23 protein-coding genes are annotated in these 26,783 nt (G+C 68.0%); 15 read left to right on the top strand and 8 right to left on the bottom strand.

Annotated features, from left to right (window positions below):
* Positions 1 to 187: 187 nt before the first annotated feature.
* Entirely contained in the window at positions 188 to 871 is a 684-nt protein-coding gene (locus BCD49_RS23870) for a TetR/AcrR family transcriptional regulator (RefSeq protein WP_071041928.1), read from the bottom strand.
* Positions 872 to 1,106: 235 nt separating this feature from the next.
* Here BCD49_RS23870 and BCD49_RS23865 point away from each other — a divergent pair, with 235 nt between their 5' ends.
* The 10 genes from BCD49_RS23865 to BCD49_RS23820 all read left to right on the top strand — a co-directional run bounded on the left by BCD49_RS23865 (position 1,107) and on the right by BCD49_RS23820 (position 10,707).
* A complete protein-coding gene (locus BCD49_RS23865) occupies positions 1,107 to 1,943 on the top strand; it encodes an oxidoreductase (RefSeq protein ID WP_007506833.1) in 837 nt (278 codons plus the stop codon).
* 119 nt (positions 1,944 to 2,062) lie between these two features.
* The gene (locus tag BCD49_RS23860; RefSeq protein ID WP_007506832.1) at positions 2,063 to 2,755 is read left to right on the top strand and encodes a hypothetical protein; all 693 of its coding nucleotides are present in this window, start codon (positions 2,063 to 2,065) and stop codon (positions 2,753 to 2,755) included.
* A gap of 128 nt (positions 2,756 to 2,883) precedes the next feature.
* On the top strand, positions 2,884 to 3,801 hold the full coding sequence (locus BCD49_RS23855; protein WP_035931227.1) for a helix-turn-helix transcriptional regulator: 918 nt from the start codon (positions 2,884 to 2,886) through the stop codon (positions 3,799 to 3,801).
* 118 nt (positions 3,802 to 3,919) lie between these two features.
* The gene (locus BCD49_RS23850) at positions 3,920 to 4,807 is read left to right on the top strand and encodes an aldo/keto reductase (protein WP_007506830.1); all 888 of its coding nucleotides are present in this window, start codon (positions 3,920 to 3,922) and stop codon (positions 4,805 to 4,807) included.
* 23 nt (positions 4,808 to 4,830) lie between these two features.
* Positions 4,831 to 5,526, top strand: coding sequence for a flavodoxin (locus tag BCD49_RS23845; RefSeq protein ID WP_007506829.1), 696 nt, complete (start codon positions 4,831 to 4,833; stop codon positions 5,524 to 5,526).
* An 814-nt stretch (positions 5,527 to 6,340) separates the two neighbouring features.
* Positions 6,341 to 7,840, top strand: coding sequence for an ATP-binding protein (locus tag BCD49_RS23840; RefSeq protein WP_007506828.1), 1,500 nt, complete (start codon positions 6,341 to 6,343; stop codon positions 7,838 to 7,840).
* Between the two features lie 3 nt (positions 7,841 to 7,843).
* A complete protein-coding gene (locus tag BCD49_RS23835; protein WP_007506826.1) occupies positions 7,844 to 8,254 on the top strand; it encodes a roadblock/LC7 domain-containing protein in 411 nt (136 codons plus the stop codon).
* Entirely contained in the window at positions 8,251 to 8,625 is a 375-nt protein-coding gene (locus BCD49_RS23830; protein ID WP_071041927.1) for a DUF742 domain-containing protein, read from the top strand. The genes BCD49_RS23835 and BCD49_RS23830 overlap by 4 nt, the downstream gene beginning before the upstream one ends.
* The gene (locus BCD49_RS23825) at positions 8,606 to 9,250 is read left to right on the top strand and encodes a GTP-binding protein (RefSeq protein ID WP_007506824.1); all 645 of its coding nucleotides are present in this window, start codon (positions 8,606 to 8,608) and stop codon (positions 9,248 to 9,250) included. The genes BCD49_RS23830 and BCD49_RS23825 overlap by 20 nt, the downstream gene beginning before the upstream one ends.
* Before the next feature lie 2 nt (positions 9,251 to 9,252).
* Positions 9,253 to 10,707, top strand: a complete 1,455-nt coding sequence (locus BCD49_RS23820; protein WP_071041926.1) for a cytochrome P450 — start codon at positions 9,253 to 9,255, stop codon at positions 10,705 to 10,707.
* Positions 10,708 to 10,860: 153 nt separating this feature from the next.
* Here the strand turns inward: BCD49_RS23820 and BCD49_RS23815 are convergent, their stop codons facing one another.
* Positions 10,861 to 11,880 (bottom strand): terpene synthase family protein, encoded by a 1,020-nt coding sequence (locus BCD49_RS23815; protein ID WP_071041925.1) that lies wholly within the window; start codon positions 11,878 to 11,880, stop codon positions 10,861 to 10,863.
* Positions 11,881 to 12,962: 1,082 nt separating this feature from the next.
* On the opposite strand from BCD49_RS23815, the gene BCD49_RS23805 reads away from it, so the two are divergent.
* On the top strand, positions 12,963 to 13,184 hold the full coding sequence (locus BCD49_RS23805) for a hypothetical protein (RefSeq protein WP_027141369.1): 222 nt from the start codon (positions 12,963 to 12,965) through the stop codon (positions 13,182 to 13,184).
* Here BCD49_RS23805 and BCD49_RS23800 read toward each other — a convergent pair.
* Positions 13,168 to 13,950, bottom strand: coding sequence for a TetR/AcrR family transcriptional regulator (locus tag BCD49_RS23800; protein WP_198536218.1), 783 nt, complete (start codon positions 13,948 to 13,950; stop codon positions 13,168 to 13,170). The genes BCD49_RS23805 and BCD49_RS23800 overlap by 17 nt on opposite strands.
* Positions 13,951 to 14,514: 564 nt before the next feature.
* On the opposite strand from BCD49_RS23800, the gene BCD49_RS23795 reads away from it, so the two are divergent.
* Positions 14,515 to 15,315 carry a hypothetical protein gene (locus BCD49_RS23795; RefSeq protein ID WP_131803564.1) on the top strand — a complete coding sequence of 267 codons (801 nt, stop codon included), beginning with the start codon at positions 14,515 to 14,517 and terminating at the stop codon, positions 15,313 to 15,315.
* 340 nt (positions 15,316 to 15,655) lie between these two features.
* Here the strand turns inward: BCD49_RS23795 and BCD49_RS23790 are convergent, their stop codons facing one another.
* Positions 15,656 to 16,291: a carbonic anhydrase gene (locus tag BCD49_RS23790; RefSeq protein WP_007506818.1), complete on the bottom strand. Its 636-nt coding sequence runs from the start codon at positions 16,289 to 16,291 to the stop codon at positions 15,656 to 15,658.
* An 832-nt stretch (positions 16,292 to 17,123) separates the two neighbouring features.
* Here BCD49_RS23790 and BCD49_RS23785 point away from each other — a divergent pair.
* A complete protein-coding gene (locus tag BCD49_RS23785) occupies positions 17,124 to 18,275 on the top strand; it encodes a Fic family protein (protein ID WP_071041924.1) in 1,152 nt (383 codons plus the stop codon).
* A 542-nt stretch (positions 18,276 to 18,817) separates the two neighbouring features.
* Here BCD49_RS23785 and BCD49_RS23780 read toward each other — a convergent pair.
* Complete coding sequence (locus BCD49_RS23780; RefSeq protein ID WP_083401662.1) at positions 18,818 to 20,062, bottom strand: IS4 family transposase; 1,245 nt, start codon at positions 20,060 to 20,062, stop codon at positions 18,818 to 18,820.
* 744 nt (positions 20,063 to 20,806) lie between these two features.
* Here BCD49_RS23780 and BCD49_RS43205 point away from each other — a divergent pair.
* A complete protein-coding gene (locus BCD49_RS43205) occupies positions 20,807 to 21,304 on the top strand; it encodes a hypothetical protein (RefSeq protein ID WP_131803563.1) in 498 nt (165 codons plus the stop codon).
* A gap of 433 nt (positions 21,305 to 21,737) precedes the next feature.
* Positions 21,738 to 22,280: a DUF4240 domain-containing protein gene (locus BCD49_RS23775; RefSeq protein WP_035931963.1), complete on the top strand. Its 543-nt coding sequence runs from the start codon at positions 21,738 to 21,740 to the stop codon at positions 22,278 to 22,280.
* Between the two features lie 283 nt (positions 22,281 to 22,563).
* On the opposite strand, the gene BCD49_RS23770 is transcribed toward BCD49_RS23775, so the two are convergent.
* The 3 genes from BCD49_RS23770 to BCD49_RS43675 form a co-directional block, all read right to left on the bottom strand.
* Positions 22,564 to 23,481, bottom strand: a complete 918-nt coding sequence (locus BCD49_RS23770; protein WP_106410665.1) for an ADP-ribosylglycohydrolase family protein — start codon at positions 23,479 to 23,481, stop codon at positions 22,564 to 22,566.
* 70 nt (positions 23,482 to 23,551) lie between these two features.
* On the bottom strand, positions 23,552 to 24,160 hold the full coding sequence (locus tag BCD49_RS23765; protein WP_241832385.1) for a hypothetical protein: 609 nt from the start codon (positions 24,158 to 24,160) through the stop codon (positions 23,552 to 23,554).
* A 202-nt stretch (positions 24,161 to 24,362) separates the two neighbouring features.
* Positions 24,363 to 26,099: a lytic transglycosylase domain-containing protein gene (locus tag BCD49_RS43675; RefSeq protein ID WP_007506811.1), complete on the bottom strand. Its 1,737-nt coding sequence runs from the start codon at positions 26,097 to 26,099 to the stop codon at positions 24,363 to 24,365.
* Positions 26,100 to 26,783 lie beyond the last annotated feature (684 nt).

The raw sequence follows: 26,783 nt of genomic DNA, 5'->3' as shown, positions 1-26,783 counted from the left end.
ACGGGCCAGCCACCCGCCCGGTGGGCCCTACCGACGCGATGACCAGCGTGCCGGACGTCCGGGCCGCCGCCGAACCTCACCGATCTTCACCGATCGTCTCAACGGGCGCGACTCGTCCCCCTCCCGGACCGGGCCGGGTCGCGCCCAGCACTCGGATACTCGGCGTTCAGATGGTGGGCGGGCGCGACTACCCCGCGGCGTCGCTCCGTGCCGCAAGGCCGAGCAGGACCGTGCCGATCGCGGCGTCCAGGGACTCGCGGAAGGGCGGGTTCATGAATGCCAGGTCTGGGTCGATCTCGTAGGCGGCGACCAGGGCCGGCGCGGGATGGCCGCGGGTCCACAGGGCGCCGACGAGAGCGATGACCAGACCGGCCGCCTGCGCCGATCGCGGCTCGTCGAGCTCGGGAACGAGACCGCGCAGCAGGGCGGCGAGCCMGACCAGGCTGTCCCGCGCCCCCCGCTTGTAGCGGAGTGCGACATCTGTGGAGACGTTCCGCTCCAGGACGGCGGCCTGGGCGCTGATCAGTTCGCACAGCATCGGATGGGCGTCGAACGACGCGGCGAGGCCGGACGCCAGCTCGCCTGCCCGAGCGGGTAGCGGGGCGAACGGGTCGACCGTCGGCGGGAGCTTCTCGGTGATCTCGACGAGGAACCCGGCGGCGGTGCTGGCCAGCAGGTCGAGCAGGACGGCCTCGCGCGACTCGAAGTAGCGCAGGACGTTGGACTTCGCCAGTCCCACGCGGCGGCTGAGCTCGTTGAGGCTCATCGCCGACACGGGCATCTCGTCGAGCATCGCGGCCGCCGTGCGCAGGATGCCCTCCCGGCGTTCGGTGCGCTGCACCTCGCTGCGCGCGCGCTGGAAGCCTGCCATGCACCCAGTCTAGGAGACCGGCGGTCTCTTGACTACAGACCATCGGTCTCTTATCTTGTAAGAGACCGATGGTCTGTTCCAGTTTGCCGGGAACCGAGGCTCGTCGGTGATGTCCAACGACCCACTTCGCACCGGAGGGACGTGTCATGAAGGCCACCGACGCGGTCGCGTGGGTCGACCCGACTTCTGACGTCGGCGATCGCCACCCCTCCGTCTTCCCTAGAAAGGAACCGTCATGGCCCGCAAGGTCGCCCTGGTCACCGGCGCCTCCTCAGGCATCGGTGAGAACACGGCCCGTTGCCTCCACGAGGCCGGCTTCGTCGTGTACGGCGCCGCCCGGCGCGTCGACCGGATGGCGGAGCTCGCCGCCACGGGCGTGCACACCATCGCCCTCGACGTCACCGACGAGGTGTCCACCCAGAAAGCCGTCAAGGAGATCCTCGCGGCCGAGGGCCGCATCGACGTCCTGGTGAACAATGCCGGGTACGGCTCGTATGGCGCGGTCGAGGACGTCCCGATGTCCGAGGCCCGCGCGCAGCTCGACGTCAACCTGTTCGGGCTCGCGCACCTCACGCGGACGGTGCTGCCGGCCATGCGCGCCCAGGGCAGCGGCACCATCGTCAACATCAGCTCGATGGGCGGGCGGTTCGCCACCCCCCTGGGCGCCTGGTACCACGCCAGCAAGTTCGCCGTCGAAGGTCTCAGCGACGCCATGCGCCTGGAGCTGAAGCGGTTCGGCATCGACGTCATCCTCATCGAGCCCGGTCTGATCCGAACGGAGTGGGGCGCCATCGCCGCGGACAAGCTCCGCGCCACCTCGGGGCAGGGACCCTACGCGGCACAGGCCGACGCCATCGCCACCTCGTTGGAGGAGGGCTCGCGGCCCGACGCGCGCCGGACCTCGCCGCCCACCGTCATCGCCGACGCCGTCATCAAGGCCGCCACCGCCCGCCGCCCCCGCACCCGCTACACCGTCGGTTTCGGCGCCCGCCCGCTCATTTTCCTCAGCAGAATCCTGCCGGACAGGGTCTTCGACACCCTCATCAAGCGCACCTCAGGCATACCGGCCTGACGACCGCCACCGCGGGCGGCGGGCCGAGCCGTCCAGCCGACGCCCCGGCCCATAGCCCGGCCGCGGTCCTTGGGAGGACTTGGGCCGGACCGCGGGCCGCGCGCGTCAGGGCCACAGACATGATCAGTAACCAGGTGGGACTGGACGGGTGGGGCGGTCGGACGCTCGCGGTCGGTGTGCGCAACGGCGAGGGTCTGGCCTTCGCTCCCGACGGCACGCTGTTCGCCGCCATCAACCAGGCCGACAACCAGCCATACCCGTTTCGGGATTCCAGTGGGCAATACGGGCAGACGGTCCGCGCCTACATCAACGAGCACCCCAACGACCAGGTCTCGCGGATCACCCCCGGCACCGACATGGGCTGGCCCTACTGCGTGCCGGACTCGCGGGGGCCGGACGACCTGGCGAACCTCGGCTACGTGAACGATCCGACCAGCAACGCGGATGGGGACGCGCTTGACTGCGATCGCATCGGCCGAACGCAGCTGGGTCTGCCCGCTCACAGCGCGCCGGTTGGTTTCGTGTTCACCACGGGCTCCACTCTTCCCGACGCGCTCGACAACGGCGCACTGATCACGGCACATGGATCGTGGAACCGCCAGCCGCCCCGAGAGCCCTACGTCGCCTACAGCGCGTGGGACGAGGACCGCAAGGTCCTCACGCAGGCGCGGGTGCTCGTCACGGGGTTCCAGGACGCCGATGGTTCCCGCTGGGGGCGCTCCGTCGACGCGGTTCCCGGACCTGACCGGTCGATCTATGTGACCGACGACATGGCCGGTCTCGTCTACCGGCTGACGCTCCCGGCGGTATAGCCGCCGCGGTGACGCTCAGGAAACGAGGTGGAGACACCGACCTGCCCGGATGGATGGGAGGAGACACGGCGGTGAGGGATACCAGCGGTGACTCCCACGCCGCCGAACCGGCGCCTACCGTCGGACGCATGACAGGGAGCGCCGGTGACCACCGCGGCGAGGTGCGCGAGTTCCTGACCTCGCGGCGGGCGCGGCTGTCCCCGCAACAGGCGGGGCTGGTCGCGTTCGGTGGCAACCGCCGCGTGCCCGGCCTGCGCCGGGAGGAGGTCGCGGCCCTCGCCGGCGTCAGCGTCGTCTACTACACCCGCCTGGAGCGTGGGAACCTCGTCGGGGTCTCCGAATCGGTGCTGGACGCGGTTTCCGGCGCGTTGCAGCTCGACGAGGCCGAGCGTGAGCACCTGTTCCACCTGGCCCGTGCGGCGAACGCCACCGCTTCCGCCCGATCCCGAGCGGGCGCTGAGCGGACGCGGGTGCCGGCAGGTATTCAGCAGGTGCTCGACGCGATCACCGACGCGCCGGCGGATGTGCGCAACGGCCGTCGCGACATTCTCGCGTCGAACAAGCTTGCCCGTGCGCTGTACAGCGACATCCACGCCGAGACCGTGCAGCCGCCGAACGTCGCACGGTTCACCTTCCTCAATCCGAGAGCGCGGGACTTCTTCGTCGACTGGCCCACAGCCGCGGGCGACATCGTCGCCAGCCTGCGAACCGAAGCCGGTCGCCACCCGTACGACAAGCCGCTGTCGGATCTCGTGGGAGAGCTGTCCACCCGCAGCGAGGAGTTCCGCATCCGATGGGCATCGCACAACGTGCGTCACCACGTCGCGGGTACCAAAAAGTTGCGTCATCCGGTTGTCGGCGAGATCGAGCTCGCCTACCAGGTGCTCCTGCTGCCGGGAGACATCGGCATGAACCTCAACGTGTTCACCGCCGCGCCGGACTCCCCGGCACAGGATGCGCTGCGGTTCCTGGCCAGCTGGGCCGGCAGTCGCACCCTGCCCGGCAGCGGCGCGGCCTGGGAGAACTCGCGCACCGCCAGGCCCTGAACGATTCGCGCGTCACCGGGTAGGCCAGCGACAGCCAGCCCGGGCCGTCCGGGCTGTCCGGGCCGACCCGCCGTCGCGGCGTGGATCGGCGTGTCATCCGAGTGAGATGAGGTTCGTCATGACCGTCACGACCTTGACCCTCAACAACGGGGTCGAGATGCCCGCCATCGGCTTCGGCGTGTTCCAGACCCCTCCGCGGGCGACTGTCGCCGCGGTTCAGGCAGCGCTGGAGACCGGGTACCGGCACGTCGACACCGCCGCCGCCTACGGCAACGAACGCGAGGTCGGGCAGGCGATCGCCGATTCCGGCGTGGACCGGTCGCAGGTGTTCATCGAGACGAAGGTCTGGATCTCCGACTACGGCTACGAGCAGACGCTGCACGCGTATGACAAGAGCGCTGGCAAGCTCGGTGTCGACGTCATCGACCTGTTCATCCTCCACCAGGCGCTGCCCTCGGCGTTCGACCGGACCGTGGCCGCTTACCAGGCGTTGGAGAAGTTGTTGGCCGAGGGGAAGGTCCGCGCGATCGGTGTCAGCAACTTCATGCCCGACCATCTAGACGCCCTGCTCAAGGCAACTGATGTCGTGCCGGCGGTCAACCAGGTCGAGGTCCACCCGTACTTCACGCAGCCCGCCGTCCAGGCCGCCGATGCGGGGCACGGCATCCTCACTCAGGCGTGGTCGCCCATCGGCGGCATCACCTCCTACCGCGGCAAGGAGGGCGCCATCAGCACGTTCGAAAACCCGACGATCGCCGCGATCGGCGCCGAGCACGGCAAGTCCCCCGCGCAGGTCATGCTGCGCTGGGGCCTGCAGCAGGGCCGATCGGTCATCCCGAAGTCGACCAAGCCCGCCCGTATCGCCGAGAACTTCGACGTGTTCGACTTCGACCTCACCCCGGCCCAGCTCGACGCGCTCGATGCTCTGGACACCGGTGTCCGCGGCGGCCCCGAGCCCGAGGACGTCACCCTCCAGGCCTTCGGCCGCGACATCCCCGAAGCCTGACCGTCGCACGGGCCGGCGGGACGATGAGCGAGCTCTCGACCCGCAGGGCGCTGCTCGGCGCGGCGCTGGCGGCCACCGCTGGCGCCGCGCTCGTCGGCTGCACGTCCGCATCCGACCCGGAGCCGGGCGCCCGCGACGATGCCACCGCGAAAGGAAGCGCAACCGTGACGGCCGCCCCTGACTCCGCACGGTCGGGACGGGTGCTGCTGGCGTACTTCTCCCGGGCCGGCGAGAACTACTACTACGGCGGCCGCCGGAACCTCACGGTCGGCAACACCGAGGTGCTGGCCCGCAGCATCGCCGCCCGCATCGACTGCGACGTCCACCGCATCGAGGCCGCTGACCCTTACCCGGACGACTACGAAGCCACGGTGGCGCGCAACGTCCGCGAGCAGAACGCCGACGCACGCCCGGCGATCGCCAAACCGCTGCCATCCATCGCCCAGTACGACGTCGTGCTGCTCGCCGGCCCCATCTGGAACGTACGACCACCGATGATCATGTGGACGTTCACCGGAGCGCTCGACTTCACCGGCAAGATCGTCCATCCGGTCGTCACCTACGCCGTCAGCGGCCTGGGCAGGGCCGCCGAGGACTACGGCCGCGCCTGCCGCGGAGGCACCATCCGCGACGGCCTGGCCGTACTCGGCGAGACCGTCGCCGACGCCGACGCCGACCAGCAGGTCTCGACCTGGCTGACCCGCGCCGGCCTCGCCTAGGGTGCCCAACCTTCACGACACCGCTGTGGGCCCCTCCCGCGGGTGGACCGAAGGGGAAAGGGGCACGTCACCAAGCAGCAGGTCAAACTGAGTCGCCAAGGGTGAGGTCCGCGCGGCGGGCTCGGCCCGGTCCCGTCGGCGACGGCTTGGCGGTCGGCGGTCAGACACCACGAGACCCAGCCACGGCGACGCCGGCCGGTGTGCTGTTCCCTGCTCGCGGGGCACCTGACATCACAGCCGTAGTTCGGGTCACCAGACTCGGACCCGAGGTTAACCACGACCGACACCGAGGCCACCAAACCCAACTGGTCGTAAAACAACGGCTGCCGTATTGGGCGTCATCTGTTGAAGGGCGGAGCGCCGGTCGGGCACATGGAGTCAGGCTGACGAGTCGGCGGGCGGTGTGGCGCCGGATGCCCGACCAACTCGTCGGGCGGCGCGGGCTATATGGCCAGGTCGGAACGGGTGCGCCGCCGGGGATTTGAACGCCGAACCCACGGACCAAGAGCGGATGGTCCTTGCAGTCCGTGCTGTCGCCGCCCGCCACGCGGATCCCTGCGGCGTGCGCCCGGCACATCCAAGCGCGGGCGCATTTCTGTCGCGTCGGCGGCCTGAGATAACGTCAGTCCCGTCCGGAGAGATATCAGAACCGCGCCGTATTCGAACACTGAGCAAGGTGGCCGCGTGCCCTGTCAGGACATCGCCGTCGGGCCCTCGGCGGCGCGCGAGTCTCTCCGCGGGCCGCATCCGTGACTTCTCTTCCTGTCCCCGTCGGTCACCGACACACGCCCACAATCAGACCAAGGTTCTGCGAATGAAACGCAAGCGACCGTCACCTCGTGGCTCGGAAGGCGGCTCCTCCGTCGTCTTCGGCGCCCTGGTAGCAGCAGCCCTGACCGCGCTCTGTACGGTGGCCGCGGTCCTTCTCGTCGCTCCGCGCGCCCGGGGCGGCGTTGCCGTGTGCGGCCTGGTCGCGGCGGTCGCGGTCGGCTTGGCCTGCGCCGAGATCCGCCGCCGCGGGAACGAGATCGTCCAGCTGCGCCGTCGGCAGGCCGCCACCGAGCGGGAGCTCGTGCGCCGCCTGGAGATGCAGGAGGCCGAGACCAGCCGCCTCGCCGTCGAGGTGCTGCCCGCCGCGATCAGCCGGCTGCACCGCGGCGACTCGATCGAGGAGGCGCTGTCCGGCCCCGGCCAGTCGCCCGCCCTCGGCGCCGCCTTCATCAAGGCGCACGACGACGTGGTCCGCTCGGTCCTCGAGGCGGTCAAGGCGGAAGAGGATCTGCGCGACTCCTCGCAGCGTGCGTTCGTCAACGTGGCCCGCCGTGTCCAGGCCATCGTGCACCAGCAGTTCCAGGATCTGCGCGAGATGGAGGAGCGGCACGGCGGGAGCCCCGACGTCTTCGACGACCTGCTCCGTCTCGACCACGGCACCGCGCTGATCGGCCGGCTCGCCGACTCGCTCGCCGTGCTCGGTGGATCTCGCCCCGGCCGGCAGTGGCAGCATCCGGTGCCGCTGTTCAACGTGCTGCGCGGCGCGATGTCACGGATCACCGACTATCAGCGCGTCGAGCTGCACTCGGTGGTCGAGGTCGCCATCTCGGGACCCACCGTCGAACCGCTCATCCACGCGCTCGCCGAGCTGCTGGACAACGCCACCCGGTACTCGCCGCCGCAGACGCGCGTGCACATGACGGCGGTCGAGGTGCAGTCCGGGATCGCGGTCGAGATCGAGGACGGCGGCGTGGGCCTCGGCGAGGAGGCCCGGCTGCGCGCCGAGCGGGTGCTCGGCGAGGTCAGGTCGGGCCTCGACCTCGCCGACCTCGGCGAGAACCCGCGCCTCGGTCTGTCCGTGGTCGGCCGGCTGGCGCAGACCCACCGCTTCAAGGTCTCGCTGCGGCCCTCGGCGTACGGCGGCGTGCGCGCCGTGCTGATCATCCCACGCGACCTGGCCACCGCCGTGCCGCTGTCCGCGGCCAACCCGAGCGCCGCGGTCCGGGCGAACCCGAACAAGCCGGTGCCCGCCATCGCCCTGCAGCCGGAGGAGCCGCGGCACATCGAGATCAACAACAACGGCCTGCCGCAGCGCAGGCGCGGCGTCGCCGCCCCGCTCGCCGGAAGCGGGAGCCAGCGGAGTCTGACCGCGCCGCAGTCCGCCACCCCCACTCCGCCCGTATCGAGTAACGGATCTGCTCCCGCCGCGCCGTCCCCGCCGCCGGGACTGTGGCTCGCCGCGTTCCAGAACGCGGTCTCCGGCGAGGGCACGAGCACCGAGCACGCCCTGACTGACGATGCGTCGAGCAAGGAAGGCGAGTAGTCGATGGACCACCTGCGGCCCAGCATGGACTGGATGCTCAAGGACCTTGCGGAGAGCGTGCCGGGCACCCGGCATGTCATCGTCCTGACCGCGGACGGCCTGCGCATGGCCCAGCACAACACAGATGTGGACACCGCCGACCGCCTCGCGGCCGCGTGCGCCGGACTGCAGAGCCTGTCCGCCGCCGTCGGCGCCGAGTTCCCGCAGGGGGACAAGCGCATGCGGCTCGTGGTGATCGAGGTGGGCGGGGGATTCTTCTACCTCATGGCGGCCGGCGCGCGCGCGTACCTCGCGGTGCTGGCTGACGAAGGGGTGGACGCGGGGTTGATGGGGCAGCAGATGCGCAACCTGGTCGCACGCATCGGTGAGCATCTCACCAGTCCGCCGCGGATGGAGGAGAGGACGGCCGGGTGACCCCGTCCCCGATCAACGACGCGCCCTCCGCCTGGGAGGAGGGCGGCCCCGAGCGCCTGTACGTCCTCACCGGCGGGCGCGGCGCCTCGGGCCGCCGGGCCGACATCGACCTGATCACCCTCGTGGTGGCGCGGGCCGCGGCCCGGCCGGAGATGCAGCCGGAGCACGCGTCCATCCTGCGCATGTGCCACTGGCCCCTGTCCATGGCGGAGATCTCGGCGTACCTCAAGCTGCCGTTCAGCGTGGTCGCCATCCTGGTCTCCGACCTGCTCAGGGAATCGCTCGTCGAGGTGCGCGCCTCGGTGCGCATGGACGGACTCRGCGATCCTGAACTGCTCAAGGCGGTGATGAATGGACTCCAGAGGCTCTGAGCTGGCCGTCGGACCGGCGCGCGAGGACGCGCTGCCCGCCTCGGCCACCACCGCGGTCAAGATCGTCGTGGTCGGTGGGTTCGGCGTCGGCAAGACGACCCTGGTCGGCTCCGTCAGCGAGATCAGACCGCTGACGACCGAGGAGACGATGACCGAGGTCAGCGTCGGTGTGGACGACGTCCGCGGGGTCGAGCAGAAGGACGCGACCACCGTGGCCATGGACTTCGGCCGGATCAGCATCAACGAGCAACTGGTGCTCTACCTGTTCGGCACGCCCGGACAGCAGCGCTTCTGGTTCCTGTGGACCGGTCTGTTCGAGGGAGCCCTTGGCGCCGTCGTGCTGGTCGACACCCGGCGGCTCGAGGCCAGCTTCGACGTCATCGGGCGGCTCGAGGACGGYGGCGTGCCGTTCATCGTGGCCGTCAACGTCTTCCCGGACGCCCCGACCCACCCGCTGGAAGCGGTGCGTGCCGCGCTGGATCTGCCGGCCGCCGTGCCGATCGTCGCGTGCGATGCGCGCAGCCGGGCCTCGAGCCGGGACACCCTGCTGGCCCTCATGCGCTACCTGTACCGGCTGTCCACCCAGTCCGCGGCCCCGGTGGCCGCCTCAGCCGCCACGGAGTAAGCGTGTCGACAGTCATACCCCAGTCATCAGGCGCGGAATCGGACGCTGCGATCCCGCCGCCGGGGTGTCCGGCGCACGCGGCCTTCGCACAGGGTGCCGCACTGACCGCGCTCTACGGCCCGGAAGCGCAGCACGATCCCGGCGCGGTCTACGAGAAGCTCCGCGCGGAACACGGCGGGATCGCCCCGGTGGAACTCGAGGGTGGCGTCCCGGCCTGGCTGGTGCTCGGTTACCGGGAGAACATGGAGGTCGCGCGCACCCCGAGCCGGTTCACCCGGGACGCCCGGCTCTGGCGGGACTGGAACGAGGGCAGGATCGCCGCGGACGACCCGCTGCTTCAGCTCATCGGATGGCGTCCCGACGTCGTGTCCTACGACGGCGAGGAGCATCAGCGGCTGCGCGCCGCGGTCAACGAGTGCCTGACCAGGTTCGACCGGGGCGGCACCCGGCGGCACGTGCAGCGCTACGCGAACCAGCTGATCGACGGCTTCGTCGAGGACGGCCGCGCGGACCTGGTGACCCAGTTCGCCGCGCACCTTCCGATGCTCGTGCTGAGCCGGTTGGTCGGCCTGAGCGAGGGGTACGRCCGGAAACTGGTCGAAGCCATCGTCGGCATGGTCAGYGGTGGCGAGGAGGCGTACGCGCACAACCAGTACATCATCAGCACCCTGCAGTCGCTGACCCAGGCGCGGCGCAAAACCCCCGCGCACGACCTGGCGTCCTGGTTCATCCAGCACCCCTCGGGGCTGACCGACGAGGAGGTGCTCAACCACCTGCGCGTGGTGATCGTGCTGGGCTACGAGACCACGACGAACCTGGTCTCGAACACGCTGCGGATGGTGCTGACCGACCCCCGCTTCCGCGCGTCGCTCACCGGTGGGCTCATGACGCTGCCGGACGCGGTCGAGCAGATGCTGTGGGACGATCCGCCGCTGCTGGTCTGCCCGGCGCGGTTCGCCACGCACGACATGCATTTCGCCGACAAGGAGATTCGCGAGGGCGACATGCTGCTGCTCGGCATCGCGGCGGGCAACGCGGATCCGGAGATCCGCCCGGATCCCGGCGCGCCGATGCACGGCAACCGCTCGCATCTGGCGTTCAGCCGGGGCCCGCACGAGTGCTCGGGGCAGGAGATCGCCCGCGCCATCACCGACACCGGCGTCGACGTGTTGCTCAACCGGTTGCCCGACCTGCACCTCGCGGTGCCGGAGGACCAGTTGACCTGGACCGCCTCGACCTGGTCCCGGCACCTTGACGCGCTCCCGGTCACGTTCGCCCCGCAGCGCCGCCTGGCCCTGCGGTCTGCGCCAGCCGCCCCGGCGGCCTCCGCCCCGGTCGAGCCGAGTGCCGCCAAGGACGCGCTGGCGGCGGTGGCCGAGGCCGAAGCGCAGGCCGAGTCGGACACCCGCGGTGGCTTCTGGGCCGCGCTGGTCGGCCTGTTCCGCCGTCGGCGCTAGGGTCTTCGCGGTCGGCTGACGTACCGCTCAGTGGCGCTCGGGAGCGATTCCCGGGCKCCACTCTTTTGTTTCCGACGCACCTATCAGTGACTCTGGGTACAGCGGCCGCCCGGATGCGCGAAAGAAGATCATTTTCGCACATCCTTGGGCCCTCTAGGCCGCCCGCGGTGAGGTGAGCATGCGAGAGATCTCCTCGCGCGGCGGATCCGTGTCCATCAGCAGCTCGTTGGCGGCGGCCCACGCCTGGTAACCCCAGTTCCAGTCGTCGACGATCCGCGCTCCCATCCGGGCCTGGGCGCGTTCCGCGTCGGTGAACTGCAGCACGTCGCAGGCCGTGTCAAGGCGCTGCTTTGTGGTGTGYATCGACTCGTCGAGCGTTCGCATCTCCCGCTCGCAGCGGGCTCTCGCCTCCTGCCAGTCGCAGCCGTCCTGGTCGCGGATGATCGTGATCAGGTTGCGCGGGTCGTCACGCTTCGCGTCGCGGACCGACGAGTAGACGTCGTTGCAGTACACGATGATGTCGCTGGCCAACTTGCGCAGCAGTCGCAACTGTGTGCAGTGGTGGATGTACGGCGCCAGGTAGGTGAAGTTCACCTTCTCGCCGAGCACCAGGCACAGCGGCACCGCGCCGTTTCCCTGGCGTAGTTCCAAGTACTCTTCGACCGTCGTGTCCAGCCGCCGGTCCCGCATCGCCGCGTACGTGGCCTGCGTGTTGAAATACCATTCCCAGTGCTCGCTGGCCCGAGCCACCCACTGGTCCGGCGAACTGATGATCTGCCGGGTCCACAGATCACTGAAGATCATCCCCATGTGGGACTTCGGGGGTCTCCCGTACAGAATCCCGGTGAGCTCCGCGCTGATCACGTTGATGCGGCTGATATCCGCCGCCAGGTCGTCCGTGAAGTCGTCGTAGATCCGAAAGAAGCTGCTGATGTCGCAAGCGAGTTCCAACTCCGGCAGCGGGGCCAGAGGGTACACCCAGGCTGAAAGTGTGGCGTACCTCTCAGCTCGGGGCGTGTAGACCTGGAAGTAGGTTAGCCATTCGACGGTGTGCGCCAGGGCTTCGGCAGCGTTCCTGTTCGGCTGCCAGGAGCGCGCAGCTTCGTGCACGGTGAGGATCTGCTCGCCATTCATCGCGTCTTGGCCTGTCTCCTGGTTGTGAATGGTGATCACGGACCGCTCTCGTTTTCCTGAGGTGCGGCGTCGGGCACTCCTGGAGTCATGGGGGTCGCGGGCTGCTCCAAGGAGGCGCACAGGGTTGAGGAAGGAGCCATAATCGCAAGTCAGAGCGCTTCATGTGATCTTCGCGAGGATGGCCGGGAGAGGTTGATGCGCGCGGCGGCATAGACCGCGACCCGATTTCAGTGACAGGGTGTGATGGCCGGGCTGATGTGATGGTGGCGAACTGCCTCCGGTCAGGGTGACGGACCGTGACGGAAGATGGGTGCCTGCACAGGCAACGGGGCCGGCCGGCATGGTCGGGATCGTTGAAGTCACTTCCCGAGTCCCGGGATACTCCGTTGCCAACTCATTCTGCCCGGTTACCCGGTCGCACGACCACGGATTCCGGGAAAGTCAGCTCCCGTCATGGCAGGTCCCGCGGGCACTTGGTGAAGCCGCCGCGTAAGGAGCCGCGGCCCCAGCTCTGGGACAGTCAGGAGGCTGAGTGGGCGCTGGCCGCGAGGACGGCGGACGCGAACGGCGCCGGGCTGCTGGCGTTCCTGCGGCTGGTCTCGGAGTCGGTCTCGCTCGGCGGCGGTCTTCTCGGCCGGCGAGACCGAAGCGCGTCATGTGCGTGACGCGGTCCCGCGGCGTCTGGCCAAGCGCGGGGGGTTGGAGCTCCATCCGGGTGGAACCCGCATCGTGTACTGCCGGGCCGACACGAGGCGTGGCTCGTCCGAACACGCCTCTTGCATCCTCCTCGGGTACGAGTGTCGAGCTCGCGAAGGAGATCAACCCTGCGGCAGGTGGAGCCGGAATGGGCGAGCCTTGGGCAGGATCGCGAGGCTCTACCCGGGGCTCTTCGACCGCTGGAGGCTCCGCAAGTCGTGATCGTGGACGACGGGACGACGGGAGCCGTGTGAATCGGCAGGTTCACGCAATCCCTCCCGGCTACTCACGGGAGTCCAAATGTGTCGGACATCATGTCGCGCCTCGGTGCTGTCATGAAGGGTGGTTCGACCCGATCCGCTGAAGGGTCCTCAGACGGTCATGATTGCGGTCGGCTGAGTTCGGGCGTGGTTGGTCCCTGCCGCGTGGGCAGTGGTGGCAGGCTTTCGTCGACCTACGCGGTCGCCGCGCGGATGGCCGAGCTGCTGTCCCCGCTGCTCGCCGCCGACGGCGACGACCTGGTGGCCGAGTACCGCGAGGAGCTCGAGACCCTGCTGGCCTGGAGCCGGATCGACAGCTTCGACCGGGCCGTGGTCAGCCACGCCCCGCACACCGATCCTGCCCATGACGTCAGGCCTGCGAGGTGAAACCCGTGATGGCGGTCAGCAGATCGTCGACTCGGGCCGGACTCCATTCGATCCCGGGATCGGGTTCGATGTAACCGAGGACGGTCGAGGTGATTATGTATACGGCGGGCGTCCATTCCGCGTACTCGGTGCTTCCGAAGGCTCGCATACGCCGCGGAACCTGACCGTCGGGATCGCTGAGATTGAGCTTTGTGAGCAGACCCGTCATGGTGGCTCCGGCCGCGCGACTCATGAGTTCGAATCCGTCGGGTCCAGCCAGCGGTGGGGCGAGGCGGTATCCGAGTAGTGCGGTGAACAACGCATACGCTCGGGCTCGTACCTCGACGGCGCGACGTTCCGTGGCGACCAGCTCGGCGGCGACCGCTTCGCGTACATCTTCGTTACTGATGCGCTGGTGGCTTGCCAGCAGGCTGGTGAAGGTCCGCCACTCAGGAGCCGTACTGACCACCTCGTAGTCCTTGCCGATGGACACGCGGAGCAGCTCGACCACGAGGTTGCGGCGCTCCTGAGGGGAATTCAGCCGGTGGGCATAGTCCACCACGACCTTGGCCGCAGGACCGGTGACGCTCGTCTCTGGTGCGGGGAGGATGGTGCCGCTTGCCAGCCTCAGGAGTGCTTCGCCGTAGAACTGGTCGCGCTTGGGCCACCTGCGATATGCGGACGTCCGCGAGACTTCCGCCCGTCGGACGACTTCGTCGAACGCAATCCCCTCCAGGCCGGTGGAGATGCCTTGTTCGTGCACGAGCGCGACGGCGGCATCGAGCATCCGTCGCTCCATCTCCCGGTCGTTCATGCGCGGCCGTGGCATGAGCCCACCCTAGCAGGGCAGTACCATGTACGGTACCATCAATACCAAGTACGGTACTGTTAGTTCCATGAGTGAGGCATGCCTGAGGGGGTCTTGCTGGTTGCCGGGTCGCGGTCGGGGGCTCCCGAGGCGTCGTGCAGGAGATCGGCGTCGGCGTGACGGAGGCCGGGACCCGGGTGATGGGTGTTGATGAGGCTCCGGACCAAGCCGCCATGGCTGTCGACAACTTGTCATCGAGCCCCGACCCACGGTTTCAGCCTGTCTCCGGCGGCGACCAGGGAAGACGGCGTCGGTGGGAGCGGTGCGGGTGCGCGGGCGTTCATGACCGGCCGGAAATCTTGACCATGCGACGGCTGGCGCGTCGCGGCCTTCAGCATGGCCAAAGGATCGGCCTGGCTCACCAGATCTGCCGCAAAGCGCGAGCGAGGATTCTTGCACGGCAGGCCCTCGGCTCGTTTGTCGAGGTCTTTCGCGCGCGTTCGGCGATCCGCTGCGAGCCGGGCGGCCGAGGTGGACCTGTGCGTGGGCAGCACCTTTGGCACCGGGAGAGCCGCAATTCAGGAAAGGAGTCGCAAGGTCGTGATTGACATTCCATCATCGGCAAGACGGATGTCGGCGGCTCATGCTGAGCGAGTCGAACCACAACCTGACCGTGGATTCATCGGCAAGGCTTCTGCGCCAGAGAAAGGTATCCTCCGTATTTCCGGATTCGCGCTGGTCCTCTCGGGGCTCCTCGCCGGCGCGGCGGCCGTGCTCCAGGCCACGGCATGGCCACCTTCGACAGCCGAGGAGCTGTCGATGTGGACCGAGTCCCATCATCTGACGCTCGCCCTGGTTGACGAATGCCTCGTCATCGGCGCGGCGCTGCTCGCCGTGGGTGTGGTCGGGGCGTGGCAGGGTATGGGCGCTCGCCGTCGGCCGGGGATTGCTGTGGGAGTCGCGCTGATCGCACTGACCACCCCGGTGAGCGTGGTCTTCGGCGTCGTGTACGGCCGGCTTGTCTATCCCGCCTACGGCATGGACGTCGCCGGCGATCCATCAGCCCTGGCACTCGTCGTCACCACCTGGGCGGGGGGAGCCCACGCGGTGAGTCTCATCCTGATGGTCGCCGGCCTCACCATCGGAGTCGCGATGATCCGTGACCGCGAGAGGGGCGCAGCCCTGGGCGTGCTGGGCGTCATCGCGGGCATCCTCCAGCTGGTGGCCGCCTACCCGTGGCTGTTCTCGGTCGCGGCGGTGACCTGCAGCCAGATCGTCCTGGCCGCCTGGTTCGCGGCGCTCGGCGGAAGTCTGTTCATGCGGACCCGCGGATCGACACGTTGAGTACACCTGCGCCGTCTGGTGCTCCTTCGGGAGCGCCATGGGTCACGCTGGTGCCTCCGGTCGGGGTGAGCCATCGGACCCAGGGACCTCCCTTCGAGTCCCCTTCCAGCTGAGCCGGGATACGGCCAAGCGCCTCGTGGCGCACTATGTCTCGTCGGCGAACCCTCTGTCGGCCGGGCTGCGGCGGCACGGCCGGGCGGCGTCGCGATCGTCGACATGCCCGGTCAGACCCTGTTCACAGCATCCAAGGCTGTCCGGTCTGCGCCCGGCGCGGCCAGCAGACACCGCTCCCGCCGTCAGGGCGCTCGGTCATCCGCGCGGATCGGGGCACTCGTGTGGATCACCGGACCACCTGGGGGAGAGGCCCCTTACCGGACACGACGCTGACGGTGCCGTCCGCCAGGCGGTAGGACAGCCCGACGATCGCGCACCGGCCTGCCGCGACCTCGGTCGCCAGGAGGGCCGACCGTCCCACCAGTCCGTCGACCGTCCGGCGTATGTGCGCCTCGACGAACTGGTCGATGTCGGTGCATCCTGCCGCGCGCGCCCACAGGATGCTGGGCATGACCCGCTCCACCACGTCTCCGATATAGCCAGCCGGTGCGACCCCGTCCCGGTCAGCCTCGGATGCGGCGGTGACGGCGCCGCACGAGTCATGACCAAGGACGACGACCAGCGGTGCCCCCAGCACGTGGACGCCGTACTCGATGCTGCCCAGCACCTCGGGTCCCGCGACATGGCCGGCGGTACGGACCACGAACAGGTCGCCCAGCCCCCGGTCAAAGATGATCTCGGCGGCGAGTCTGGAGTCGGAACATCCGAACAGCACCGCGAACGGGCGTTGCCGTGGCACCACCGCTGATCGGCGGTCGGCGTCCTGATTGGGATGCAGCCGTTCCCCATGCACAAACCGCGCGTTGCCCTCCAGCAGGGCCGCATACGCGTCGGCAGGCGAGGCGGGTGCGAGGTCGGGCATGCGCAGCAACCTACCTGACCTGCGATGAGTCGTTTTCCAGTTCGGAGTGGAGACGCAAAAGGTCACAGCGATCGAGTTGGGCAGACAACCGCGCCGCCGGGTCAGGCGGCGCGGTGGTGGTCGCTGATCACGCCTCCGAGGACTGGTGGCGGTGGACTGGACCGTCGAGATGAGGTGACGATCGCTGGATCGTGGTTCGGTGGACGCTGGTCTCGTCCCTGGTGGGGCGGTGGTCGTTGAGGGGCTCGTTGAGGTGGTTGGCCGGCTGGATGTCGGCAGTGGCAGCTGGCATGTACGGAGGCGGTGTCGATCGCCGRCTCGGTCGGGGGCGCCGGGCATCATGATCGCCGTGTGGGTGATCGCGGTGCGTGCGGCGCGGAACCACGTCTCCCACTGGTGGCKGGAGCCGGGCGGGTCGCCGGGGCGGAGTAGATAGTTCCCGCGTGGGCGCATCGCCCTGTGTGTGCGCAGGGCGCGCCCGGTGGTCGGGGCCAGCGGCGGGGGAATGTTGCGTTGAGCCGAGTCGGGTGATCGTGATCGTAGATCTTCTTGTGATCAGGTCATTCGGTTGCTCGCGGCGGTGTGAGCCGTTCGTCCCTCATTGCCGCCGCGTGACTGTGGAGCGTCGAATACTCCTCTGTATCGCGATTGGTCGACAGCCCGTCTGAGTGATCAACATGGTGGGCGTCACATGCTGGACAGGTCACCTGGCGGRCCAGAGCGGGCCGCAGGCCCAGGTTGCGTCCGACGTGCGCCCTAGATCCGCCGGCCGGTCTGACTCGAACGGTAGCGATCTTTTGACGTGATGACTGCGTCAACATATCATCTGTGCATGCTCTACCCCACGCCGTCGCTCGCGCCTGCCGACGAGCGCGCGCTCGACGAGATCGACGCCATGCGGCAGGCGCTGAGGCACCAAATCCAGGCCACACCGGCGAAATGGACCGCTGGGCTCCGGAAGTTCCTGACCGCCGATGCGGTCGCGGCCTCGAACTCCATCGAGGGTTTCAAGGTGTCCACAGTCGATGTCGAGGACTTGATAGATGGYGAGAGAGACGTCGAGGTCTCAGACGAAAACCGTGAAGAAACCCTCGCCTACCAGCGGATGATGACCTACATCCAGACGCTCCACGATGCCCAAGACTTCGCCTACAGCAAGGGTCTCTTCAACGCGCTGCACTGGATGTTGCAGGGCCATCGTCATATCGCCCGCAAGCCGGCCGGACAATGGCGCCGGGGTCCCGTCTACGTCACGGACGCCCGCGATCCAAGCATCGCGGCCTACACCGCCCCCGACGCCAACGACGTCCCGACCCTCATGGAGGAGCTCGTCGACTGGCTCGACACCGAGGATGACACCCACCTGCTCGTACGGGCGGCTATGGCACATCTACACCTTGTGTCGATCCACCCTTGGGTTGACGGGAACGGCCGGATGTCCCGTTCGMTCCAGACGCTGATGATCGCCCGGGAAGGTGTCCTCGCGCCGGAGTTCTCGTCTATCGAGGCGTGGCTCGGCCGCCCCGGCAACACCTGGGATTACTATCGTGAACTGGCCGATCGGGGCCCGACGTACGTTCCCGACCAGGACGTCGCCAGCTGGGTCGGCTTCAATCTGACTGCCTACCACCAGCAGGCCCAGACAGTTCAAGGCCGGCTCGACCGCTCCGGACAGGTATGGCGCGCGCTCTCGGAGTTCGCTGGCGGCAACGGCCTGGACGAGCGAGTGGTGACCGCCCTCCACGACGTCGCCATGGCCGGACGCGTCCGGCGCTCACGCTACGAGCACGCCGAAGGCCTGAGCCTGCAGCAGGCACAACGTGACCTCCGCGACCTCACCACGGCTAACGTCCTGGTACCGGTCGGCCGGACCCGGGCCCGCTACTACACGGCAGGYCCCCGCTTCCCTCAGTTCGCGCTCGACATCGCGCGCACCCCGATGACTCTGAGGAATCCATACACCGACCGACGGGGACCAGGGTAGGCGTGACAGGAAGCAGTGCCTGCCATGCAGCGCAGGAGTGGAATGCCCGAGGATGACCAAGCGCTGCGGGAGGAGGTTGTGATCGAGGTAGGTGTCTGAGACCTTCTCGATCTTGCTGATCCCCTGCTGTAGGAGCACTGTCCGGATGAGATGCCCGCATCTTGCCTGATAACGAAATATGCAAGATTCGACGATATCGGCGGAGACTCGTTGCCGATCGAGCTGCCCGAGCCGGTCGCCGGCCGACGAGGCTGATCCACATCGACCTCGTTGACCCTGCGGGAACATCAGAAGTGAGTGTGGGGCGGGTGGGGCTCGAACCCAATGCCGCTTAGTTAAGCTGCCCGCGCAAGGATGATCTTGGGTGGGGTGGCGAACCGGGTCTCGACGTCGGTTGGGCGTTTGGTGCGGTAGCCGTTGTATCGGGTTCGTCTGACGGCGCGTGGGTAGCTGCGGTGGCGGCGGGTGGGGGTGAGGCGTTCGCGGATTTCCAGGTAGGTCTGGTGGAGTGCGTGGGCGTGTCGGTCAGGGGGGAAGTCCGCCTAGTCGGTGACCTGGCGGCGGATGATGCGCAGTGTTCTCATGAAGGAGAGCCGGTCGGGGTCGGCATCGGCTTCGTCGGCGGCTTGGGTCATGAGGGTGCGTATGGCGTAGTGGGTGAGCAGGAGCGCCCAGATTTCCTGTTTCACGAGCTCGGGTTTCTTGGATCGTAGGGTGCGTTTGTCGCCTCGCTGGTGGGTTTTGGTCTCGTCGAAGATGTTCTCGATTTCCCAGCGTTCGTGGTAGGCGGTGGCGAGTTCGATCGCGGCGGTGTCGGTGTGGTCGATGACAGTGCTGATCAGGCATATCAGTTCACTTGGTCCGCGGGTGTCGGAGTCTGCTATCGAGTATTCGATGACTCGGACTGGTAGCGCTGTGCTGGTAGGTGGCGGGTTGCCGGCGCGGGCAGCTGCTATCAGTGGGCCTCGTTTGGCGACGGGGATTTTCGGGTCGATCAGCAGCGACAGGTAGGAGCCGTTGGGAAGGGCTTTGATGACGGGCAGGGTCAGCAGCGAGTTGACCCGCCAGAGCAGGTCCGCGCCGGTCGCCGCGAAGCGGCGCCACAGGTCGAAGCCATAGAAGGCTTCGTCGGTCGTCAGCAGTATCCCCGGCTCGCAGGTATCCAGCAGGGGTGCGGCGAGTGACCGCTCGTCGCCGAGGCAGCCTCCGATCGCGGCGCCCACGATCGTGTGGGTGCCGCATTCGGCGAGCGCGACGACCATGGCCTGCGGGAATGCCGCCGCTTTCGGCCCGTTCGTGGACCGGCCGAACTCCTCGGCGTTCTCGGCGGTGTCGGCGACGTCGAGTTGGAAACCATCGATGGCYATCAGCCGCCGCGACCCGAGCCATGCACCTTTCGTGCCCAGCCCGGCGACCGGTACCGCGACCCGCTCGAACAGCAGTTTCACTGGCTCCGCGCCCAGCCGTACCCGGGCCTGGGAGATCGCCCCTGTCGTCGGGATCTTCCACTCCGTCTTCCACGAGCCCAGCCACCGCAAGGTTCCGACGAGTCGGCGTATCACTTCTTCGCGGTCGTCCTCGAAGAACAGGCACATCGCCATCGTGAAATAGACGACGACCCTCGCCGGCAGCGACCTCGTCCGCTGTTCCAACCGACGCGTCTCGGCGAGAACCTCGTCGACGACATCCCGTGGAACGACCCGCGCGAGAACACCGATCGAAATCCGATCTGTCAACCGATCGCCAGCGACCGCAGGTAGTTCAAAGGTCTCCGAAAGACGCGCCACACCACCCATTCTACGAGGACCAGGATCAACGCGCCGACGGAGCGCGTTGTCCATCTTCGACAAATGACCAGCCCGGGTTGCCCTAACCTGGACAGTCTATTGGTGTGTTGAAATTGACAACACGACCATCCCGCTAATCAAGTGGCATTGGACTCGAACCCACGACCGGAGGATTATGAGTCTTCTTTTCCGGCCGGCTGGGCTACTGTCGTCGGCTGACGTGGGATGCCGTTCACAGCCGTTTTGTGCTGCGGCGGTTGGCAATCGGGTGCGCGGCTCGGCTGGTGTGATCGCTGTTTGTGTCGGTTGGTGACGGCTCGTGCCGTCGGCTGCGCCGCAGTTCGTCACCGGTTTGGCACCGGTCGAGCGCCGCCCCGACTCCGGCGGCAGCCACCTTCCGTAAGGATCTGAATAGCCGACCCCGCGGCACATTGAGGGGCGGCGTCCTGCTTTCCCTATCTGCCGGGGCCGGGCTGGATGGTGAACGTGGTACGCCGGTCTTGGTGCATAATTAAGGTGAACTTTACGGGGCACGTGAATCTCGGCGGTGCTCCTGAGGATCTCCATCCTTACGCCGAGAATGTGATTAGGTCGATGATGAGAACGGGACTCTGTCGGCGGCGTCACCCAAACTGCTATGTCGAGACGGATATCCTGCCGACTATGCCTGGGAGCCATCGGCCGGAAAGCGGTCGACTGTGTTCGAGGGTCAGGGTGAAATCTGGTATACAGGACACTACAAAGATGGATTCGTTCAAATCCGAGGGCCGCAGTGTGGATGCTGAAACGCCAAAAGCGCCGAAGTTGTGGGTCGACATGGTGGCTAACCTGCCATGGTTGAGGTCTAAGCCTTTCTTTGTGGATGGGCATGACGAGAAAATCCTGGTCGAGACCGTTGTTAGGCTAGGCTTCCGTCTGGTCTACGTGGATCTTCCACGAGATGCGGGAAATCCTGAGGAAGAGCTCCTGAAGGAACTCACCAAGAGGCTTCATTTCTCCGAACTCGGGGCGGGAAGTTGGGCTGCATATAGCGATCGCATTTGGGATCTGCAAATGTCAGGCGACGAGGCTCCAGTTGCGATCGTGATCCGCGGCCTAGACCATTTGCTTCGCTCGGATGTGCATTCTTTCGTGAGGTGTGTGCACAATCTACTGTCGATGACAGAAGCTGTCGGCCTCTCAGATTCCAGGGCGGATCTACAAATCGAATACTTCTTTGTTGGTTCGTGGAGTTCGGCATAAATAGCGTCGTTCGTCGACCTCCTTGAGTATCTTCATACTTGACCGTGTGATTTTATTGGTGAACGTGGAGAAGCCCCGCCGGAGTACGTTCCGGCGGGGCGTCCTTGGGTCTTGACGGCAGTAGTTGACGGCAACGTCGGCGGACGGGTGATGCACCAAGTGGTTCGTCGACGGCTCCGTCCGGCGCTGCAAGATCCTCGGGGGCGTGATCATCGAATACCACCGCGCCGCCTGGTCAAACAGCGAAACCGCAGGCCAGGCACCCGAATCGAATTCTGGCACGCTACACGCACCAACGTCCGCGTCTCTCACAACGACGGCTGCCACTCGAAACCGGGTGCCCGGCGCGCCGCCTGTAGCGCTTTGATCGCCTGTTCCGTCGTCTCCGGCGACAGCCCCCGTGTCCGTCGCCCGGCTCGCTACGATCCGGCTCATGACGGAGCCGCCGAGCGCCCAGGGGATCCTGCCGACCGCGGCCGACGAGGCCAGGTTCTGGGCGCTGATCGAGACGGCCTGGACCAGCCTCGGCCCCGAACCACTGGCCCTGCGCCACGCGCTGATCGAGCGCGACCCGAACGACGACGAACTCGCGGACCCTTACGCGATCGACGACTGTCTGGACCCGTTCCTCGACGCGCTCCGCAGCCTCTCCGAAGCCCTGCCGAGCGAGGACCTGGTCGCCCTCGACCGGGTCCTCGAACGCAAGCTCCACGAAATCGACCGGGCGGACATCCACGAGGTCACCGACGGCTCCGACGACGGCTTCCTCTACTGCCGCGGCTACATCGTCGCCCTCGGCCGCGCCTTCTACGACGTTGTGACGACCAACCCCAAAATGGCGATCCTCGACGCCGAGTGCGAAGCCATGTGCTACTTCTTCGCCCACCTACACCGCGAGAAGTTCGGAACCTGGACCGACACCGGCTCCAGCATCAGCCGCGAAACCGGTGCCAACGCGGTCGCCTGGCCCCGCTGACGCGCCTGCGCCGGCTCCGCGGGCAGAGACGTATGTGCCCCTGCTCCCAAGTCTGGGAATTTCAGGTCAACGGCTCCGTTCCATTTTCAGCTCTCTCGCACATCCGGTGATGAATCAACGTCACATAGCGTCATGGTCGTGGCCGATGGCGGAATCACCTGCTGTCGCTGATTTCCGCKGGTCGCCGTGTCTGCTGGCCGATGACACCGAGCCGGTCCGATGGCGGCCCCGGACGCCCCCGCCGATTCGTTCCTTCACCCGTGCACCGGCGGCGGCGCAGGGGCTACTGGTCGTCTTCCCTGCCAGCGGAGACGCTGGCGACATCGGTCCAGTCCGGAAGCGGCTCGATGGTCGTGCGCCAATCGCCAGGCAGGCCTTGGACCCCGAGGTGCGCTCCGACGATTCCGCCGACGATCGCGCAGGTGGTGTCGACGTCGCCGCCGGTGGCGGCGGTTGTCCAGAAGGCCTGTTCGTAGTCGGTGAGGTGGCGGGCGGCGGCCCACAGCGCGAAGGGCACCGTGTCCTGCGCGCTGGTGTGCCGCCCGTTGCCCAGCTCGCGGACCGCGATCTGCGCGTGCGGAACATGCGCCAGACCGCGCGCGGCCCAGACACCATGCCGCACCCGGCCGGGCGGAACGTAGCTGAGGACCTCGTCGAGAAAGGTCCGCGGTTCGGGTGTGCCGGGGCGGGTGGCCAGTGCGGCGGCGACCGCGACGGCGACCGCGCCGGCCACGCCCTCCGGATGGGCGTGCGTGACCTCTGCTGACAGCGCCGCCTGTGCCGCCGCCTCGGCCGGGTCGTCGCCGAACCAGGCACCGAGTGGGGCGACGCGCATGGCGGCGCCGTTGCCCCAGGAGCCCTGGCCGTCGAACAGYCCGACGGCGAGTTCCCGCCAGGCGCCGCCGTGCCGGATCAGCCGCAGCAGCCGGTTCATCCCCGGGCCATAGCCACGGTCGAAGTCGTGATGCTCGGCGAAGCTCGCCGCCAACACGTCCTGATCAATGCGGCCACACCGCTGCAGTACGGCGACGATGGAGCAGGCCATCTCGGTGTCGTCGGTCCACTGCCACGGACCGGGCGGAAGACCGCGTCGCGACAGGGCGTCACGGTGGGCAGGTACGAAGAACTGCGACCCCAGCGCATCCCCGAGAGCCAGCCCGTGTAGAGCGTCAAACGCACGTGTCCGCCGGTCGATGGTCATCACATCCATCATCCACTCGRCCAACACCGACGCCGAGACATCCACGTCGCCCGAAGTCGATCTTCAGGTTTTACGKCGGCATACCGAAGTCCCACCGGGTGACGGGAAGTCGTTCAAGGCCTTCGCTGGTGTCGTGCAGGACGTGGAAGTACCGGTCGGGCCCGCCAGCGACCTCCTGGAGTGACAGCCCTGCGGCCTCGAACCCGATCACCGCATAGCGGTAGCGGACGCTTTCGTGGACGGATGCCCCGACGTCGGCCAGCCAGGCGTCGATCGGCTCGCGCCAGGCGCGTGAGACGTCGCCGCCGTCGTCCCCGAAGGGGAATCCTCCGACTCTCGGGTCGTGGTCGGCGAGCGCGCCCAGTGGGATATAGAAGTCGAGCCAGTCGTCGCCGTCGTCCTCGCGGATCGCGATGGCGCCGCACACGGTGGCGCCGCCGTCGGGAAGCCTCACCACGCCGTGGAGGTGGCCGAACCTCTCCAGCCCCTCCAACGTGCACGGCGCCGGACGATGCTCCGCGTCTCCGTCCGGTGCGAGACAGCCGACCACTCCTGCTGCTGCCCACGTCGCGGTCAGGGCGTGTTCGAGGCGGGCGTCGTCGGGTGGTCCAAGGTTGATCGCGAGTTCGTAGAATCCGCCGTGCCAGTTCGCCGGCACATCAACGTCGGACGCAGCCACATGGGCAGCCAATCACGCGCTCGACGGTTCGGCGCGAGGAGATTCGACGGTGCTGCCGGGTGACTGCTCTCGTGGCGGCGAGGACCCGATCGGATGGGTGGTGTTGCATCGAGCCAAGCTGAAAGATCTTCATTTCACCGTGAGACCTGCGGTCCGCGGGCGTCGCGGACGACCGGCGAGAAAGGGGCCAGCAGGGTGGTGGTCATGGCGTCGTCGGGGTCGAGGTCGGAGTTTCGGGGCTTGGGCTGGTCGGTGTGCGTGCTGCTGGGCTGCTGAGGATGGGGGTTGGCGAGGCAGGGGTGCCTGGGCGGGTGATGCCGGTGACGGTCAGGGCGACCAGGGTTTGGGTTGGGCAGCCGGTCGGGGTGGTGGTGAGGGTGACGGTGATGGTGGTGGTCTGGCCGGGGGTGGTGAGGTGGTCGAGGGGGAGGCGGGTGAGCAGGGTAGGGCTGGTCGGTGGGGTGGTGGGGAGGGTGGTGTCGGTGGTGGTGAGGGTGTGGCCGGTGGTGTCGCGGGCGTCGGCGTGGATGACGGTCGGCCCTGCGCCGGTGGCGGTGGTGTAGCGGCCGGTGATGTCGAGGGTGGTGGCGCCTGTCGTCGCGGTGAGGCTGGTGGTTGTCAGGCTGATCGGCGCGCAGGTGGACGTCGTCGCGGTGGGTTCGGCGGATGTGGCTGCCGGGGTAGTTCGTGGCGTCAGGTTGATGATCGGGAAGGGCGTCGGGTCGGTGGTGGTGGTCGGTGCGGTCGGGATCGGGGTTGGCGTCGGGGCGGGCGTGGTGACCGGCGTGGGAGTGGTTATCGGGGTGGTGTTGGTGTAGCCGGTGGTCCAGGCGAGGACGGCGCGGACGTAGGTGTCGGAGGGGTTGTAGGCGTAGATCGCGGCGTAGAGGTCGGTGGGGTTGGACAGGTCGCGGTGGTAGGCGCAGAGGTAGCTGCCGGCGGCGAGGGTGGCGTCGTCGATGTTGTTCGGGTTCTTGGTGTTGTCGTGGTTGGCGTCGCGGCCGCTGCTGGTCCAGGTGGTGGGGAGGAACTGCATCGGGCCGACGGCGCGGTCGTAGGTGGTGTCGTGGTCGAGGGTGCCGTGGTCGGTGTCGCGGATGCGGGCGAAGCCGCTTGCGCCGTCGAGGCGGGGGCCGACGATGGCGGGGGTGATGGTGCCTTCTGGGGTGATGGTGCGGCCGGTGGCGTGGTTGGTTTCGATCTTGCCGATGCCGGCGAGGAGTTGCCAGCGCAGGTGGCAGCCGGTCTGTTCGGTGGTGAGGGTGCTGGCGGCTTGTTGGTAGGCGGTCAGGACGCGGGCGGGGATCTGGCGTTCGGTGGCGGTGAGCCGGATCAGGCCGCCGGTGATGCCGGGGGAGGCGGCGGCGGTGGCGAGGTTGTCCGTGGGGACCTGACTGGTCGCGTCGGCGCCGTCCGCGGTCGTGAGGCTCACCGGTAGGGCACCTGAACCCAGTGGCGGCAGGATGTAGCCGCTGTTGGCGGTGGGTGGCGCGGTCGAGGTGCTGTGGCTGCCGATGCCGAGGGGGGCGTCGGCGCCGGACAGCAGCGCGATGAGGAGGGCCGGGATCCCGAGGGCGGGCAGGCCGACGGCGTGCAGCAGGCCGGTCGTGCGTGTCCGTGACTGGCGGCGGCGGTGCCGGCCTCGCTGTCGACGGGGTGGAGCCTCGTCGGCGTCCGGTATCTGGGGGCCGGTGTCTATGGGGTTTGCGCCGTGGCTGTCCTTGATGCTGGCGGCGGAGGCGGCGTTGGGGTCGGCGGTGTCCGCGGTGTCCGCGGTGGGGCTGGTGGCCTTGGTGGCTGAGGGCTGCGGGTCGCGGACAGCATCGTCTGGCACGGCCGGCGGTGCGGGGGTCGTGGGCGGTGCTGCGTGTTCGGGAGCTGACGGCGGGGAGAGGGCTGGCTCGTCTGTCCCGGCGAGGTGGCTGTCGTGCTGGCTCACCCGCGTCAGCTCCTTCCTGTCTCCGATGGATGCAGACCACGTCCTCGCGGCGGCGGCGTGGCATTGCCGGCCGCAAAGGCCGTGAGGTGGCCGTTCCGGCGGTGGACGGTGACTGGTCCGGCTTCRCCGGCGTGAAGGCTCTTATGGTCTCGTCTGTCGCCTGGCAGTGTGCTGCGGCGGCTGGTAGGCAGGCCGAAGTGCCCGGCGGGCGGAATGGCCGGGCGCGTTGTCAGGGCGCTATGCGGTATGGCCGGGCGGTCGATGGGGCCTGACGACCGTGGGGCTTCGCGGGCTGAACGGGTTCGGGCAGCCTTGTCTACCCAGCCATGTCTGGCGGGTTCTCGGGATGGGCGTATCCGGGTTATGGCGCTCGTGGCGCGAGGACTTCTGGGATCGGTGAGCCACTATGGCAGACCGTCGACGGTCTGACCAGCGGTTGGCGAGAAATCCCGCACTCGGCCGTGAGTGCGGTGTCTCTTTCTGTGTGCGTCCGGTCCGATGTTTCGCTGAGTAGCGACGCTCGCTCTCCGTAACGAAACCTGGAGGCAATCAGTGATCGGACTAGTTATTCCTGCCGTTGACTGACTGCCTCTGTGGGTGGTAGCCGCGCACCTGGTTCCTTTGAGGTGGCAGGGTTCCTGGCTGCCGATGTTGATCCTCTACAGGGATGTATGGGAACTACTT

Source organism: Pseudofrankia sp. EUN1h, assembly GCF_001854645.1.
GTDB classification, from domain to species: Bacteria; Actinomycetota; Actinomycetes; order Frankiales; family Frankiaceae; genus Pseudofrankia; species Pseudofrankia saprophytica.
Note: the sequence above shows the minus strand (reverse complement) of the source record. Positions and strands in the feature narration are given on the sequence as shown.